Annotated in this window: 16 protein-coding genes; 11 read left to right on the top strand and 5 right to left on the bottom strand. The window is 44.0% G+C overall.

Annotated features, from left to right (window positions below; translation table 11 throughout):
- Positions 1 to 11 precede the first annotated feature (11 nt).
- The 3 genes from cls to pepF all read left to right on the top strand — a co-directional run bounded on the left by cls (position 12) and on the right by pepF (position 4,359).
- On the top strand, positions 12 to 1,523 hold the full coding sequence (gene cls, locus B2751_RS02585; RefSeq protein ID WP_290772591.1) for a cardiolipin synthase: 1,512 nt from the start codon (positions 12 to 14) through the stop codon (positions 1,521 to 1,523).
- 18 nt (positions 1,524 to 1,541) lie between these two features.
- Complete coding sequence (locus B2751_RS02580) at positions 1,542 to 2,492, top strand: competence protein CoiA family protein (RefSeq protein ID WP_290772588.1); 951 nt, start codon at positions 1,542 to 1,544, stop codon at positions 2,490 to 2,492.
- Positions 2,493 to 2,556: 64 nt separating this feature from the next.
- A complete protein-coding gene (gene pepF / locus B2751_RS02575) occupies positions 2,557 to 4,359 on the top strand; it encodes an oligoendopeptidase F (RefSeq protein ID WP_035406619.1) in 1,803 nt (600 codons plus the stop codon).
- Between the two features lie 212 nt (positions 4,360 to 4,571).
- Here pepF and B2751_RS02570 read toward each other — a convergent pair whose 3' ends face one another.
- Together B2751_RS02570 and B2751_RS02565 are read right to left on the bottom strand one after the other, a co-directional pair.
- Positions 4,572 to 5,363, bottom strand: a complete 792-nt coding sequence (locus B2751_RS02570; protein WP_035406622.1) for a DsbA family protein — start codon at positions 5,361 to 5,363, stop codon at positions 4,572 to 4,574.
- A gap of 94 nt (positions 5,364 to 5,457) precedes the next feature.
- Complete coding sequence (locus B2751_RS02565; protein ID WP_231496835.1) at positions 5,458 to 6,039, bottom strand: CYTH domain-containing protein; 582 nt, start codon at positions 6,037 to 6,039, stop codon at positions 5,458 to 5,460.
- 96 nt (positions 6,040 to 6,135) lie between these two features.
- On the opposite strand from B2751_RS02565, the gene B2751_RS02560 reads away from it, so the two are divergent.
- From B2751_RS02560 to B2751_RS02550, 3 genes are read left to right on the top strand one after another with little or no spacing between them, the layout of a single operon-like run.
- Positions 6,136 to 6,780 (top strand): GTP pyrophosphokinase, encoded by a 645-nt coding sequence (locus B2751_RS02560; protein ID WP_035396676.1) that lies wholly within the window; start codon positions 6,136 to 6,138, stop codon positions 6,778 to 6,780.
- A gap of 10 nt (positions 6,781 to 6,790) precedes the next feature.
- Positions 6,791 to 7,594 (top strand): NAD kinase, encoded by an 804-nt coding sequence (locus B2751_RS02555; RefSeq protein ID WP_035406625.1) that lies wholly within the window; start codon positions 6,791 to 6,793, stop codon positions 7,592 to 7,594.
- A 25-nt stretch (positions 7,595 to 7,619) separates the two neighbouring features.
- Positions 7,620 to 8,504: an RluA family pseudouridine synthase gene (locus B2751_RS02550; protein ID WP_290772583.1), complete on the top strand. Its 885-nt coding sequence runs from the start codon at positions 7,620 to 7,622 to the stop codon at positions 8,502 to 8,504.
- 54 nt (positions 8,505 to 8,558) lie between these two features.
- On the opposite strand, the gene B2751_RS02545 is transcribed toward B2751_RS02550, so the two are convergent.
- The gene (locus tag B2751_RS02545) at positions 8,559 to 9,728 is read right to left on the bottom strand and encodes an FtsW/RodA/SpoVE family cell cycle protein (RefSeq protein WP_056062414.1); all 1,170 of its coding nucleotides are present in this window, start codon (positions 9,726 to 9,728) and stop codon (positions 8,559 to 8,561) included.
- Between the two features lie 144 nt (positions 9,729 to 9,872).
- Here B2751_RS02545 and fabI point away from each other — a divergent pair, with 144 nt between their 5' ends.
- Positions 9,873 to 10,646: an enoyl-ACP reductase FabI gene (gene fabI, locus B2751_RS02540; RefSeq protein ID WP_029342212.1), complete on the top strand. Its 774-nt coding sequence runs from the start codon at positions 9,873 to 9,875 to the stop codon at positions 10,644 to 10,646.
- 119 nt (positions 10,647 to 10,765) lie between these two features.
- Entirely contained in the window at positions 10,766 to 10,984 is a 219-nt protein-coding gene (locus B2751_RS02535) for a hypothetical protein (RefSeq protein WP_035406634.1), read from the top strand.
- A 4-nt stretch (positions 10,985 to 10,988) separates the two neighbouring features.
- On the opposite strand, the gene B2751_RS02530 is transcribed toward B2751_RS02535, so the two are convergent.
- The gene (locus B2751_RS02530) at positions 10,989 to 11,501 is read right to left on the bottom strand and encodes a YjcG family protein (RefSeq protein WP_056062411.1); all 513 of its coding nucleotides are present in this window, start codon (positions 11,499 to 11,501) and stop codon (positions 10,989 to 10,991) included.
- A gap of 145 nt (positions 11,502 to 11,646) precedes the next feature.
- Here B2751_RS02530 and B2751_RS02525 point away from each other — a divergent pair, with 145 nt between their 5' ends.
- From B2751_RS02525 to B2751_RS02515, 3 genes are read left to right on the top strand one after another with little or no spacing between them, the layout of a single operon-like run.
- Positions 11,647 to 12,189 carry a phosphatidylglycerophosphatase A family protein gene (locus B2751_RS02525; protein ID WP_035406640.1) on the top strand — a complete coding sequence of 181 codons (543 nt, stop codon included), beginning with the start codon at positions 11,647 to 11,649 and terminating at the stop codon, positions 12,187 to 12,189.
- Positions 12,189 to 12,809: a phosphatase PAP2 family protein gene (locus B2751_RS02520; protein WP_290772576.1), complete on the top strand. Its 621-nt coding sequence runs from the start codon at positions 12,189 to 12,191 to the stop codon at positions 12,807 to 12,809. The genes B2751_RS02525 and B2751_RS02520 overlap by 1 nt, the downstream gene beginning before the upstream one ends.
- Entirely contained in the window at positions 12,809 to 13,306 is a 498-nt protein-coding gene (locus B2751_RS02515) for a hypothetical protein (RefSeq protein WP_035406643.1), read from the top strand. Before B2751_RS02520 ends, B2751_RS02515 begins: the two co-directional genes overlap by 1 nt.
- Positions 13,307 to 13,362: 56 nt before the next feature.
- Here the strand turns inward: B2751_RS02515 and B2751_RS02510 are convergent, their stop codons facing one another.
- The gene (locus B2751_RS02510; protein WP_290772571.1) at positions 13,363 to 14,238 is read right to left on the bottom strand and encodes a DegV family protein; all 876 of its coding nucleotides are present in this window, start codon (positions 14,236 to 14,238) and stop codon (positions 13,363 to 13,365) included.
- Positions 14,239 to 14,293: the final 55 nt, after the last annotated feature.

The following is a 14,293-nucleotide window of genomic DNA, read 5'->3' as shown; positions in this document are numbered from 1 at the left end:
GAGGGGGATTCATGCTACGACGTGTACAACTTCTCATGACCCTCATCTTGACCATCGGTTTAATCGCCTTTTTATCCTACTATTGGAGTGTCTATATGGTAGGCTGGCTGTCCATCGTCATCATTTTGGTCGTCATGAGCGTGTTCGTCATCATTTTGCTTGAAAATCGTAACCCAGAACGAACACTCGTCTGGGCACTTGTCATGATGGCACTACCTGTTGTCGGCGTGTTTGTTTATTTTACGTTTGGTCAGAACTACCGCCGGAAACGAATGTTTCGATTGAAAGCAATGCTTGATGAAGAGTCTTATATTAAATACCGTACCCAGTTTAAAACAGCAGTACACCAATCAGTGTTCCAAGAAGGACGTTATGGAAAAGTTGTCACACTTATCGATTCGATCAGTCGACTTCCGATTTCGTATAATACACATACAAGAATTTTGACGAATGGTCAGGAGAAATTTCCGATTCTTTTAGAAGAGATTCGTCAAGCACAACATCATATCCATTTGGAATACTATATCGTACGGGATGACGAGCTCGCATTGCAGTTACAGGAAGTATTGATTGAAAAGGCACAACAAGGAATTGAAGTCCGTTTTCTTTATGATGCCGTCGGGTGTTTTTCGACAGATAAGCATTATTTCAAGAAGATGCAGGAGGCAGGTGTTGAAGTTCGGGCATTCTTCCCTGTCGTATTACCGTTCATTTCGAGTAAGTCCAACTACCGAAATCATCGGAAGATCGTTGTCATTGATGGAACAGTTGCTTTTACGGGTGGAATTAACGTTGGGGACGAGTATATCGGTCGCGATCAGCATTTTGGATTTTGGCGTGATACGCATCTTCTTGTACGCGGAGAAGCTGTTTCTGAACTTCAATTGATTTTCCTCCAAGACTGGTACTATATGACGGGGGAACGCCTGTTTACACCGTTTTATATGGAACCACTGGAATATGTCGATGAAGCAACGGGAGGCGTTCAAATCATTGCCAGTGGACCTGATGAGCCACATGAGGCAATGAAGTCACTTTACTTCGGACTCATCACAGAAGCGCGTGAATCTGTTTACATTGCATCTCCATATTTAATACCAGATGAAGATTTGATGACAGCACTAAAGACAGCCGCTATGTCTGGAATTGATGTTCGTATTCTTCTGCCAAGCTTTCCGGATCATAAAATCGTATTTTATGCGAGTCGCTCTTACTTTGATGATTTACTCCAGGCTGGTGTGAAAATCTATGAGTATAACAAAGGATTCATGCATTCGAAAGTCATCGTCGTGGATGACGCCATCGCAACGATTGGAACAGCGAATATGGATTTACGGAGTTTTCATTTGAATTTCGAGGTAAATGCTTTTTTATACGGAACAAATTCGGTACATCAATTAACACGTGATTTTTATGAGGATTTTAGCCAGTCTACACAAGTTGATGCTGATTTGTTTCATCGTCGTCCATTACGCCGCCGTTTAGTTGAATCAATTTCACGCTTATTCTCACCGCTACTCTAGCAAAAGGGGACGATGCTGATGTTTGAAGCCATTGATGGGTCAGGTAAACGCATTCTGATTCATAGGTTTTCTGTCCATGAATTAAAAGCGATGTCCTTACGTTGTCCGTATTGTCTGAAGCCATTGCGCGTCAGGCAGGGACGACGACCACATTTTGCACATATCTCAGCATGTTCAGGAGAAAGTAGCTTACATGTATCTTGGAAACGACGAATTGCAGATTCGTTGATGAATGCAGGCGTTCGCGTCGAGACCGAATGGACGATTGGACAGCGACGCTTCGACCTGTGGATTCCGGAAAAAGAGATTGGGATTGAAATTCAGCGTTCTCCGATGTCGGCAGATGAATGGATTAGACGAGCAAGACTTGATGCGAAACAAGGACAAACGGTTCGTTGGATTGGGTTTCATCCGTCACATGGTGTCACATTTCGTTTACAAGGATGGATGTGTCAAGCCTTCTTAGAAAATGAGTATTTGGACTTGATTGTTGACAATCAAATCCGACGGTTTCGACATCCGCTCCCTTTTGCGAAACATTATGTCTATTGTACCGTTCAATCCCTTTCATTATCCGACTTCCTTTCGACGGAACTTCCGTCATTTCCTCGGAAATTTTCAATGGCTCGATGGCAAGGAATCGTCTTGCGCTATCGACAGCGTCCTTTTTATCCTTCGTTACCTCCACGAATGCTTAAACTTCCATTATATGAGGCAGGGTTTCATCTTCTGAATCTGCCGTCATCGGTCTTTCTTCCGATCAGTCACTTATTATCGTATCCCGTTCATCCTTTTGAGTTTCAAATGGCAGTCTTTTTGCGGTTAAAAGGGGTTTATTCCTCTACTGCTTTAGAACAAGCCGTCTTTCATTTACTTCATCGATTGGATATCCCGTTTGAACGACCGATGATCGATTTACTTATCACGGAATGGTTAGAGCGGATCGAGGAGGCGAATCGGCTGTTTTAGCAGGAGCAATTCGATTGTTTGTCGAAAAGAAAACAGGTATAACTGAATTAAAGGAGTGAGGGAAATGGCAGAAGTATTAACACGTCAAGATGTTGACGTTTCAGAAACTTGGAATCTAGAATCGATTTATGCATCAAACGAAGCGTGGGAAGAAGAATTTGAATCGGTGAAAGCGATGCTTCCATTACTCGTCGAGTATAAGGGTCGTCTTGGACAAAGTGCGGACACACTCTATGAAGGGTTACAGTTACGAGACGAAGTCTCAAGACGTCTTTATAAGCTCTATACATACGCGCACATGCGTTACGACGAAAATACAGCGGATAGCTTCTATCAAGCCATGAATGACCGTGCTCGGACGCTTGCGTCACAAATCGGAGCCACACTTGCTTTCATGACACCGGAATTGTTAGCTGTACCTGAAACAACGATAGAAGCGTATCTTAATGAGAATGCAGACCTTGCGATGTACCGTCATGCATTTGATGAGTTGAACCAAGAACGCGAGCATGTGTTGACGGAAGCGGAAGAAGCGATTCTAGCGAAGGCGGGAGAAGTTCTCGGTCAATCCGGTACGACATTCGGTATGCTGAATAATGCAGATTTGACATTCCCGAAAATTAAGGGGGAAGACGGGGAAGAGACGGAATTGACACATGGTCGTTTCATCACATTCCTTGAATCATCTGATCGTTCGGTGCGTGAAGCCGCATTTAAAGCGATGTACGGAACGTATGCGAAATACACGAATACGCTCGCCTCAACTCTTGCTGGGTCAGTTAAGAAAGACAACTTCTATGCAGATGTTCGGAAGTTCCCTTCGGCACGCGCGGCAGCCTTACATGGTAATGCAATCCCTGAATCCGTTTATGATGGGTTGGTTGAAGCGGTACATGAGCACTTACCATTGCTTCATCGCTATGTTGCCTTACGTAAACGGGTCCTCGGTCTTGATGAGTTACACATGTACGATATGTATACCCCCCTCGTTTCTGAGGTCGAGATGAAGGTCTCTTATGAAGAAGCGAAACAATTGATGGTCGAAGGGCTCGCGCCGCTTGGAGCAGAATATAAACATATTCTCGAAGAAGGGTTGTCTGAGCGCTGGGTTGATGTCCGGGAAACGCGTGGTAAACGGAGTGGAGCATACTCTTCTGGTGCTTACGATACACAACCATTCATTTTGATGAACTGGCAAGATAACATCAATAATCTTTTTACGCTCGCACATGAATTCGGACATTCGGTTCATAGCTACTACACGCGGAAATCTCAACCATATCCATATGGCGATTATTCAATCTTCGTCGCTGAAGTCGCTTCAACGACAAATGAAGCGTTGTTAAACGACTATCTATTGAAGAAAGTGACGGATCGTAAAGAAAAACTTTATCTATTAAACAATCAACTTGAAACATTCCGCGGTACATTGTTCCGACAAACGATGTTCGCTGAGTTCGAACATGCGATTCATGATGCGGCGCGTCTTGGACAATCGTTGACACCAGAATTCTTGACGTCAACGTATTATGCCTTGAATCAAAAATACTTCGGAGAAGAGATTGTATTAGATGAAGAGATTGGTTTGGAGTGGGCTCGGATTCCACACTTCTATTACAATTACTATGTCTATCAGTATGCAACAGGCATTTCGGCGGCGGCTGCTTTGACGGATCAAATCCTAGAAGAAGGACAACCGGCTGTAGAACGTTACATCAACAATTTCTTAAAAGCGGGATCAAGCGATTATCCAATCGAAGTACTAAAAGCTGCTGGTGTTGATATGACAACAAAAGCACCAGTTGAAGCAGCACTTCGTCAATTTGAACGAGTCCTAGATGAATTCGAAGCGTTATTAGCAGAGTGACATCTTTGTGACAAAGTGAACAAAGTGTGGAAAAGAAAAAAGACTCACGGTATACTTATATTGTGAAGAGGGTCACATTCCCCAGTCGATTCTCTTTTCCCCCCATCCAATGGTCAAAAGAAGAAGTCCTTCTCGTCATGAAGGACTTCTTCTTTTTCTATGAGTGAATACCAAAAAAGGACAGTGAAGCTTGCTCCACTGCCCTTTTTGTATTAAGCATGTGCTGAATCTTTTAAATGACGCCATACTTTTCCATCACAGTACGATAGAGAAGCACATTTCTGTTGTAAGACCAGTTTTTTTAGTTCGTGTTCAACCTGGGATTCAGGAGCGTCATAAATAAAGGCGATTTCAGCCGTAGTTGCTGTTTCATACCGTCTCAAGAATTGTTCAAGTGGTGGCTTCGATTGTTTTTCAATCGTATGATCTAGCAGTTCACTTAAGATCGAAACATAGACCAAATACTCATAAGGTCCTTCTGCCTTAATGGCTTCCTCATCTCCAACGAAAGCGAGTGTCGGAAGAATTCGGACATCCCATTCCGTGACCAGTTCAGTCTCTTTCTCGAGCATTTGCTGAATCGTGTCCGACGAGACATCACGGTGGAATTCATCTAAATCCAGACCATACTCTGTCAATGCTTCGGCTAACCGCATCAATGATGGACGGCTGTAAGCACTCTCACCTTCGACATTATGAAGCATCCGAAGGCGTCGCATGAACCGCATACCAAACGTTTTTCCTTGAAGCTCGATTGCTTTTAGGATGACGAGTGGTGACATATCGCACGCGGAACGTGAAGGAGCACAAGGAATCGTAGCAATCGTGCGGAGACGAAAAAGATGACCATATTCTAGCTCTAATTTCTTGAGAACGGGTATCAACCGTAAACCGTCCGTTTGTGTCACATCTAAAAAATGATAGATTTCCAGAGGTTTCGTCGGTTGTTGAATCGATGGTTCGTCCAATGAACAATAAGATCCGTTACATTGTGCGTGTTCCATCCGTTCACCCCTTCCTGTTGTTATCGTTACCCTATTTTAGCAACGAAAAAAAAGAAAGAGCAAAGGTTTTGCTTGTTCATTCTTACACGAAAAATCAAGAAAGCGCTTTACGTTCCATGAAGCGAACGATTTTATTTTTTGTTTTGCGCTGTGGAATGTCGTGTTCTGAAAGAATTCGCTCGAAATCCTTTTGCCCTTGTTCGAAGTTGCTGACCTCAAACTCTAACTCATAATCGGTATGTCCGAGATAGCGACTTTTATCAAGGACGAGTAAGCCTTCTGGAAGCACCGTCTCGATGCGTTCGGTTTCTAAACGTCCTAAATGTTCCAACGAACCTTGCAAGTCAAAAGACGACAACTGGTGATTCATCTCTTCGGAGTGAATCAGACCGTATTTGAATAGATCTTCCGCTTCACTTGCTGATAGTGTGACATGTGTTTCAAGCAATCCATTTTCATGAGGTTGTTTTAAAGTAAGGACAAGTCCTTGTTTTTTTTCACGTATCCGTAAGGCAGCACCTTTTTTTCGAAGTTCGAAATCAGGCGTATCAAAATAATCATTTGCTTGCCAAATGGGTTGTTTAGTTGACGCATAATGGGTAAATAACGATAGATATTCTTGTTCAGACAATAAGTTCTTGAATTCGATTTCCAATTCTTGTCTAATCGGAATCACGCCTTTCTAGTTGAATGTCTGAAAATATGATAACATGAATGAGGTAGGAACAGGCACTGAACCAATACTATTCGATTAAAAGTGGTGACAAATCAGATGACAAAAGAAAATTGGGATTTATTTCTTGCGCCGTATCAAATCGCGGTCGATGAGTTGAAAGTAAAGCTAAAAGCGATTCGTAAACAATTTCAGCAACGGGGAGAGCATTCACCGATTGAATTTGTCACAGGACGGGTCAAACCTGTAAAAAGCATTCTTCAAAAAGCAGAACGAAAAGCAATTGCGCGTGAATCATTGGAACAAGATATGCAGGATATTGCCGGATTACGCATCATGTGTCAATTCGTCGATGATATCATTCATGTTCTTGAACTATTACGTTCGCGCGGTGATTTTAAAATCGTCGAGGAACGTAACTACATCACTCAAAAGAAGGATAGTGGTTATCGATCGTATCATGTCATCATTGCTTATCCAGTACAGACGATCGAAGGTGAAGTACCGACATTAGTCGAGATTCAAATTCGTACGCTTGCGATGAACTTTTGGGCGACGATCGAACACTCGTTAAATTACAAGTACCAAGGGAACATTCCGGAAGAAACACGGGAGCGCCTGCGGCGTGCGGCAGAAGCGGCATTTTTGCTTGACGCGGAGATGAGTCAATTGAAAGTAGAAATTCAAGACGCGCAACTCGTCTTTCAACGCGATGCTAAGGCGTCGGAACGATTAAAAGAGTAGGGGGATGACCATGCGTTTTGCAATCACGGCTCGTGATGATGAGCGTTCTCATGCGCTAAAACAACAACTCGAGCAGGCGTTGACGGAGCGGGGATGTGTGCTTGATGTCAGTCAACCGGAAATCGTCGTTTCAATCGGGGGAGACGGGACAATGTTACAAGCGTTCCATTCGTATCTCGATCAAGTAGAGACGATTACCCTTGTAGGGATTCATACAGGGCACCTTGGTTTTTATGCGGATTGGCGTCCTGAAGAGATGGATGAGTTGATTGATCATATCGCGAAGCAGGATTTAGCGACGGTCGAATACCCGCTGCTTGAACTATCAATTGACTATGCGGATGGCTCGCATAATCAACTGCTTGCTTTGAACGAGTGTACGATCAAAAGTTTCAATCAAACACTCGTCTGCGATTTATCGATTCGAGGCGACTATTTTGAGACGTTTCGAGGTGACGGGTTATGTATATCGACACCCTCTGGTTCGACGGCATATAACAAGGCGCTCGGCGGTGCGATTGTCCACCCGGCACTCGAAGCGATCCAAATCACAGAAATGGCTTCGATCAATAATCGTGTTTACCGGACGATCGGCTCACCGATGTTGTTACCGAAACATCATGATGTCGAAATTCGTCCCGTCAATCCGATTGATTTTCAGATGACCTATGACCACTATGCTTCGATTGTCCATCAAAATGTGACATCGATCCGGTGTCGGGTATCAGATAAAAAAGTGAAATTTGCTCGTTTTCGTTCTTTCCCGTTTTGGCAACGGGTGCGGGAATCTTTCCTAGCAGACGAAAGACGTTGACGCAGTATGTAAAGGAAATGGAAACATGAATGGATTTCAGCTACAACAGACGGTTACTGATATCGAGGATGGCTGGCGCGTCAGTCATTTTTGTACGACCCGTCTAGGTATCTCACGAAAAATGTTAGTATCAATCAAAAATCATGGAGATATCACGCGGAACGGTCATCATGTCAACGTCCACGACGTCTTGTACGCGGGTGACCGTGTCCACGTCTTCTTCCCGGAAGAAACACCAGCACCGGACATGGTAGCGACAGAAGGGGAACTCGATATTTTGTTTGAAGATGATTGGTTACTCGTCGTCAATAAACCACCGGGGATGGCATCGATTCCATCACGATTGCATCCGGAACACTCATTGTCGAATTATGTTCTTGGTTATTATCGAAAACAAGGAATTCCGTATGCGATCCATATCGTCAATCGACTCGATCGAGACACGAGTGGTCTCGTCTTATTTGCAAAACACGGACTTGCCCACCACCGGATGAGTCTCATGCAACGATCGAACGAATTAGAGCGGCATTATTTAGCCTATGCACCCGGACATGTGCCGGTACAAACGATTAATCAACCAATCGGTCAAACCGATCATTCCTTCATGGAACGAATGGTACGACCGGATGGTCAACGGGCCATTACGCATATTTTAAATAGTCGACGGGTCCAAGCCTTGGATCGAGAGTTTTCCTTACTGGATATTCGACTAGAGACGGGACGGACGCACCAAATTCGTGTCCATCTTGCCTTTTTAGGACATCCTTTGATTGGAGATACGATGTATCAGGGTGAACCATTGCTCCCGCGTCAAGCACTCCATAGCGCGTCAGCGACGTTCCTTCACCCTGCGACAGGAGAACGTGTCCGATTTGAAGCGCCGCTTCCCGAAGATCTTCGATTAGAATAATGGACATACGAGAAAAGGCAGTGGAGTTAATCCACTGCCTTTTCTCGTATGCGATTAATCTTCATCAAACATGGAAATCCGAGACTGAGAAGCGATTGCCATAATTAATCCTAGACCGACGAGGTTTACGATCATCGTTGATCCACCATAACTGATGAATGGTAGGGGAAGACCTGTGATCGGTAAGACACCGATCGTCATTCCGATGTTCTGGAAGATTTGGAACGTGAACATGGCGACATATCCTGTCACGATATAGGTACCAAATGGATCTGCCGTCTCAAGAGCAATTTGAATCAAGCGATAGACGAACAGGAATAAGACGATCAATACGATGGCAGCCCCAATGAAACCATAGTGTGAGGCGATCGTCGTAAAGATGAAGTCTGTATGCAGTTCCGGAACGAATACCTGTAGTTTTCCGTATCCAACCCCGAACATTTGACCAGAACCTGTTGCATTGATTGCTTGGACGAGCTGATACGAGAGATCATCCGCATATTCAAAAGGTTGCAACCAAGCCATGATCCGGTTCATCGCGTGACCTGGGAAAAACGTTGCGAGTAAGTCGTTGTGGAAATAAAACAGGTAAAAGAAGATGATGACAGAACCTGCGAACAGGGCAAACATCGTCAAGAGCCATTTCCAGTTCAGTCCAGATAACAACATGGCACATGCAAGAATGACACATAAGATCAAACCGATTCCTAAATCGGGTTGGATGATAATGAGACCAAGTGGCAAAGCCGTGACAGCAACCATTTTAACGAGCAATAAGAAGTCGCGTTCGTGTTGAACATAACGGGCATTGTGCTCGGTGATGACAGCTGCCAGCGAAACAATCAAAAAGAATTTCATGAACTCAGCCGGTTGAACTGTACCAATGACCGGGAATTGATACCACCCGTATGCCCCTTTGATTTCAGTAACGACTGGAGTGTTTCGAAGAACAACAAGACCAATCAATGACAGGATACCAGCTCCGTATAAAAACCAATGGAATCGCTTCAACTGTTCATAATCGATGAAAATGACGACGGATAACGCCATGAAACCGATGACATACCACTGAATTTGTTTGGCGGAGAAGTTGATGGCACTGATGGCGCCTTTAAGCGAAGGTTGGGCCGTGTAGATGGCGATGACGCTGATGACCATCAGACAGGCGAGTAAAAACAACAACGTATGATCATAACGTTGTGTAAATGATTTGAATCGATTCATTTCATCCCTACTTTCTATCACTTTATATATTACCGTAATTTATCAAATCCGCAATATCAAGAGCGATGGTTGACAGAAGCGTTACGTTTTTGTAACCTGAAGATAGGTTTTATTACCAGGTACTAATTCAAGGGGGACTTTATTATGAATATTTATCCTTCACTCGAAGGCAAGACGTACGTCGTCATGGGCGTCATCAACCAACGTTCGATTGCATGGGGCATCGCACGTGCACTCGACGCTGCTGGAGCAAGCCTCGCATTTACATATGTCGGGGAACGTTTCAAAGCACCACTTGAAAAATTAGGACAGGAATTATCACGTCCGGCTTCTTATTATACGTGTGATGTCACGAGTGATGAAGAAATCGAACAGGTCTTCCAGACGATCCATGCGGATCACGGTAAGATTTCAGGAATCGCTCACTCAATCGCATTCGCGGATAAAGAAGCACTTCGTGGTGAATTTTCTGGTGTGACACGTGAACAGTTCGCGCAAGCACTTGATATCTCTGCCTACAGTTTGACGGCAGTCGTCAAGGCAGCGAAAGACTTCTTCACAGAAGACGCATCTGTCATCACATTGACGTACCTTGGTGGTGAGAAGATGGTTCCGAACTACAACGTCATGGGTGTTGCGAAAGCAGCATTAGATGCTAGCGTTCGTTATCTCGCTGCTGAATACGGACAGCAAGGTGTTCGTGTCAATGCGATCTCTGCTGGTCCGATCCGGACAGTTTCAGCAAAAGGTGTTGGCGATTTCAACTCAATCCTTGATAGCATCGAAGAACGCGCGCCACTTCACCGTAACGTTACGACGGAACAAATCGGTCAGAGTGGATTATTCTTACTTTCGCAAATGTCGAGTGGTGTAACAGGAGAAATCCTTCACGTCGATAGTGGATTCCACATTCTGTAATAGGTGATTTAGTGAACCGGGCTTCCCTTAGGAGGGGAGCTTGGTTTTTTTTGTGCTTAATCGGGGAAGTGTCAATTATGAACAACGTTAGAATTAGAAGGGGAGAGGAAGTGCAGAGGATGAACGCAATCGATTTTACGGTCGTACAATATGTGAATCGTCAAGTACGAGTCGACCCACAACTGAAAACTGAACCGGTCGCAAGGGTTCAACCGATACGCCCAGTCGATCCTTATCGAGAACATGAAACGCAAGATTTTTTAGAAGAACAGGCGAATGCATATGGAGTGTTACCAGAACTAAAACTTCCCGGTCGAAGCTTCGACCGGGAAGTTTAATCATTCATTGACCTGTAAAGCGGAATGTCTCGTAGACACTCCAAGCTCCATTTTCCAGTTCATACAATAAAGCCATTTTCGTGACATCTTCTTGGAAACGGATATCTTCCATCTTGAGACGTTCTAGTACATCGAACAATTCGACATCCGACAGTTCTTGACCAATCGTGATATGTGGCAAGAAATCGTATTTCGGATTATGTGCGAGTGGTCCTGTATGCAAGGCGCGATGTAATTGTTCTAACTCATCCGATGGCATTACTTTAAGGAACAAGACATTGTTCGTCGGATGGAACGACCGTGCTCCTTGGATGTGCAGATTGACCGGTTTCGTTTCGGACGCGATTCGATTTAACTCTGTCACGATGTGATCTAATTCTGTCTCATCGACTCCCATCCGCTCCCGTAACGTGATGTGCGGTGTAATCAGTGAATACTTCGAGTCATATCTCTTTCGGTATGAATTGGCAAAATCTTGAACGCGTTTCGATGGAAACAATACAACCCCGATGTTCATCGAAAATCCCCTACTTTCCCCTGAAATGATAACGCTTTACAAAATAATCATGACGGATTCTGGCGTCGATGTCAAAGAAGTTTGAGAGGAGCTTTAGAATCCGTGTATACTAATGAAGTACTTTGTTGGAGAGGTGGATACAGTCATGAAGAAAACACATTCAAAAGAGGTCAAACAAGCAGCAATTGACAAGTTACATGAACGCGGGGTGACGATTCATGCGATTGCTGAGATCGTTTACCAAATGCAAGCACCATACACAGTGGATCTGACAGTAGAAACATGTGTCAGTTCGGTTGAACGAGTTCTTGAAAAGCGTGAATTACAACATGCGATCCTTGTCGGGGCAGAATTAGATATTCTTGCTGAAAAAGGATTATTATCAGAACCACTCTTGTCCATCATCCAAAGCGATGAAGGATTATTTGGCGTAGATGAAACGATCGCGATTGGTGCTGTCAATACGTACGGTTCTATCGCTGTTACGACATTCGGATATTTGGATAAGGCGAAGGTTGGGATCATCAAAGAACTGGATACGAAGCTCGGAGACGGAAAAGTCAATACGTTCATGGACGATATCGTTGCAGCCATCGCAGCAAATGCATCAGGGCGTTTGGCACATCGTTTGCGGGATAAGGAAGATTATTCAGCAGAAGAATTAGAAGAACGTAAGGGGACATACTAATGCGGGGGGCAAGAGCGGCGTGGGTGGGTGCATCCATCGCTGTCGTCTTGTTCGTGATCATCGCCGTCTCGATTCGAATGACGGGCTATTTTTTATTTGACGCTCAATTATCGTCGTACATGTCTCAACATGTTCCAGGGGACTATGTCTCTTGGTTCACTCAACTAGGCTCTGGTCCTGGGGCGATGACAATGACGGTGTTACTTGGAGTAGTGAGTTATGTCTTGTGGCGAGATCGTATCGCAAGTATTTGGTATGTATTGATGGCGATCTCTGTAGGAGCATTGAATCAAGTCGTCAAATTTGCCTTCGTACGAGAACGTCCTTCATTGAATGAGTTAGTTGGTGGTGTTGGCTATAGTTTTCCAAGTGGTCATTCCGCGATGGCATTCGCTGTATATGTAGGATTTCTTGTCGTCGCTTTCCGGCATTTAAAAACGACTGGCAAAGTAATCGTATCGGTGTTGACGATTGGGTTATTTCTTGCCATGGGAGCTTCCCGCATCATTTTAAACGTTCATTATTTTTCAGACGTCATCGGTGGTTATTGTTTTGCAGCGATTCTTTTATGTAGCTCCTATGTATTCATAGTCTCCCGCAGAAAAAAAGGAGTGTCTTAATGCTAGTATTAGATGTAGATCATAGTTTATTATTTGATGAAGAAACGATGCGTTCTATTGATAAACCGACCTTGCTTGTTGAGCGAGTCGCCGGACGACCGCGATTCATGACGATGCGAGCGCATCTTAGATTAAAACGATTGGTCTCAATCAACGGTGTCATTCCGGTGACGAAACGAACGATGGAAGAATATCAGCAGTTGGAACTTTTCCAAATCGATGCGCCGCCTAAATGGGCAATCATTGCTAGTGGAGAGATATTGCTGAAAGAAGGAAAAGTAGATCGTCGATATGAAAACTGGCTTCGTCAATTTAAAAAGGAAAGCTCACTTGATTCTATCCTTGAGTATCTTATTGAGATGGAACAAGTGTCGTTTGATGTATATCCTTCCGACACATTATCGAATCAAATCGCACTTCCGCACGAACCGATTCATCGAACGTTGGACGAAGCGATGTTGCTAGAAGAATTATTTCGTAAATACGAAACAAAATAAAGAACCGGACGGTCTTTTTTAAGACCGTCCGGTTCTTTATTTTTTAATGTTAGGTATCAAGTTGTAGGTAGAGAAATGTCGTCGAACCAGAACACGCCGACCGTCTCAGCACCAGCATGTGCCAAGATGGAAGGACCGAATTGCGTGATACGAACGTTGATTTCAGGATGTTCCGTTACAATCAAACGTTTTAATTCTTCAGCAGCAGTATGAGCGAGCGTATGACCGATATATAGTGTTCGATCGTAGACTCCTTGTGCTGTCACTTTAGAAGTGATCTCGGTTACCATTTCCTTAAATGCTTTTTTGATCGAGCGTACCTTCTTGAAAGGAACAAGCTGTCCTTCTTCATTAAATTGAACGATCGGCTTGATGTTCAGCATATTCGCTAATAAAAATTGACTTCCTGAAACTCGACCACTACGTCGCATCGTCTCCATATTTCCAATAATCAGATAAAAATGCGATTTGTGTTTAAACGTTTCAAGTGTCGACATGACTTCCTTTGGATCGTTACCAGCAGCTACTAGTCGCTGTGCGATCCGGACAAGTTCTTGTTGATTGGCAGCACCCGTGTATGAATCAATCGCATAAAGCGGGAAACCGACAGCCTCAGCTGCAGCGACCGAACTGGAGTAGGTACCACTTAAGCCACTCGTGATGTGAATCGCATATCCGTAATCATAACCGTCTTCGAGTAACTGTTCGTATAGAGTTACGAAGTCACCAAAAGACGGTTGCGAAGTCGTAGGTGAGATTTTCAAATCGTCCTGCATTTTTTGATTCAATTGTTCAATCGAGATATCGACATACTCCCGGTAAGACTCCCCGTTCAAGATGAGTAATGTCGGTATCACATGGACTCCGATTTTTTCAGCCTCTCCTGGCTCGAAAAAAGCCATGCTGTCGGTAATCCAAGCAATCTTATCCATGTATATGACGCCTCCATTAATATAACCATTTTGTTCATCATACCATAGCTATGAA

The sequence above is a fragment of the Exiguobacterium sp. UBA6282 genome (genome assembly GCF_002440475.1).
Taxonomy (GTDB): Bacteria; Bacillota; Bacilli; order Exiguobacteriales; family Exiguobacteriaceae; genus Exiguobacterium_A.
Note: the sequence above shows the minus strand (reverse complement) of the source record. Positions and strands in the feature narration are given on the sequence as shown.

Excerpts from the sequence above, each read along its gene's own strand:
- cls (WP_290772591.1), top strand. The coding sequence starts at position 12 with ATGCTACGACGTGTACAACTTCTCATGACCCTCATCTTGACCATCGGT.
- B2751_RS02580 (WP_290772588.1), top strand. The coding sequence starts at position 1,542 with ATGTTTGAAGCCATTGATGGGTCAGGTAAACGCATTCTGATTCATAGG.
- pepF (WP_035406619.1), top strand. The coding sequence starts at position 2,557 with ATGGCAGAAGTATTAACACGTCAAGATGTTGACGTTTCAGAAACTTGG.
- B2751_RS02570 (WP_035406622.1), bottom strand. The coding sequence starts at position 5,363 with ATGGAACACGCACAATGTAACGGATCTTATTGTTCATTGGACGAACCA.
- B2751_RS02560 (WP_035396676.1), top strand. The coding sequence starts at position 6,136 with ATGACAAAAGAAAATTGGGATTTATTTCTTGCGCCGTATCAAATCGCG.
- B2751_RS02555 (WP_035406625.1), top strand. The coding sequence starts at position 6,791 with ATGCGTTTTGCAATCACGGCTCGTGATGATGAGCGTTCTCATGCGCTA.
- B2751_RS02550 (WP_290772583.1), top strand. The coding sequence starts at position 7,620 with ATGAATGGATTTCAGCTACAACAGACGGTTACTGATATCGAGGATGGC.
- B2751_RS02545 (WP_056062414.1), bottom strand. The coding sequence starts at position 9,728 with ATGAATCGATTCAAATCATTTACACAACGTTATGATCATACGTTGTTG.
- fabI (WP_029342212.1), top strand. The coding sequence starts at position 9,873 with ATGAATATTTATCCTTCACTCGAAGGCAAGACGTACGTCGTCATGGGC.
- B2751_RS02535 (WP_035406634.1), top strand. The coding sequence starts at position 10,766 with ATGAACGCAATCGATTTTACGGTCGTACAATATGTGAATCGTCAAGTA.
- B2751_RS02530 (WP_056062411.1), bottom strand. The coding sequence starts at position 11,501 with ATGAACATCGGGGTTGTATTGTTTCCATCGAAACGCGTTCAAGATTTT.
- B2751_RS02525 (WP_035406640.1), top strand. The coding sequence starts at position 11,647 with ATGAAGAAAACACATTCAAAAGAGGTCAAACAAGCAGCAATTGACAAG.
- B2751_RS02520 (WP_290772576.1), top strand. The coding sequence starts at position 12,189 with ATGCGGGGGGCAAGAGCGGCGTGGGTGGGTGCATCCATCGCTGTCGTC.
- B2751_RS02515 (WP_035406643.1), top strand. The coding sequence starts at position 12,809 with ATGCTAGTATTAGATGTAGATCATAGTTTATTATTTGATGAAGAAACG.
- B2751_RS02510 (WP_290772571.1), bottom strand. The coding sequence starts at position 14,238 with ATGGATAAGATTGCTTGGATTACCGACAGCATGGCTTTTTTCGAGCCA.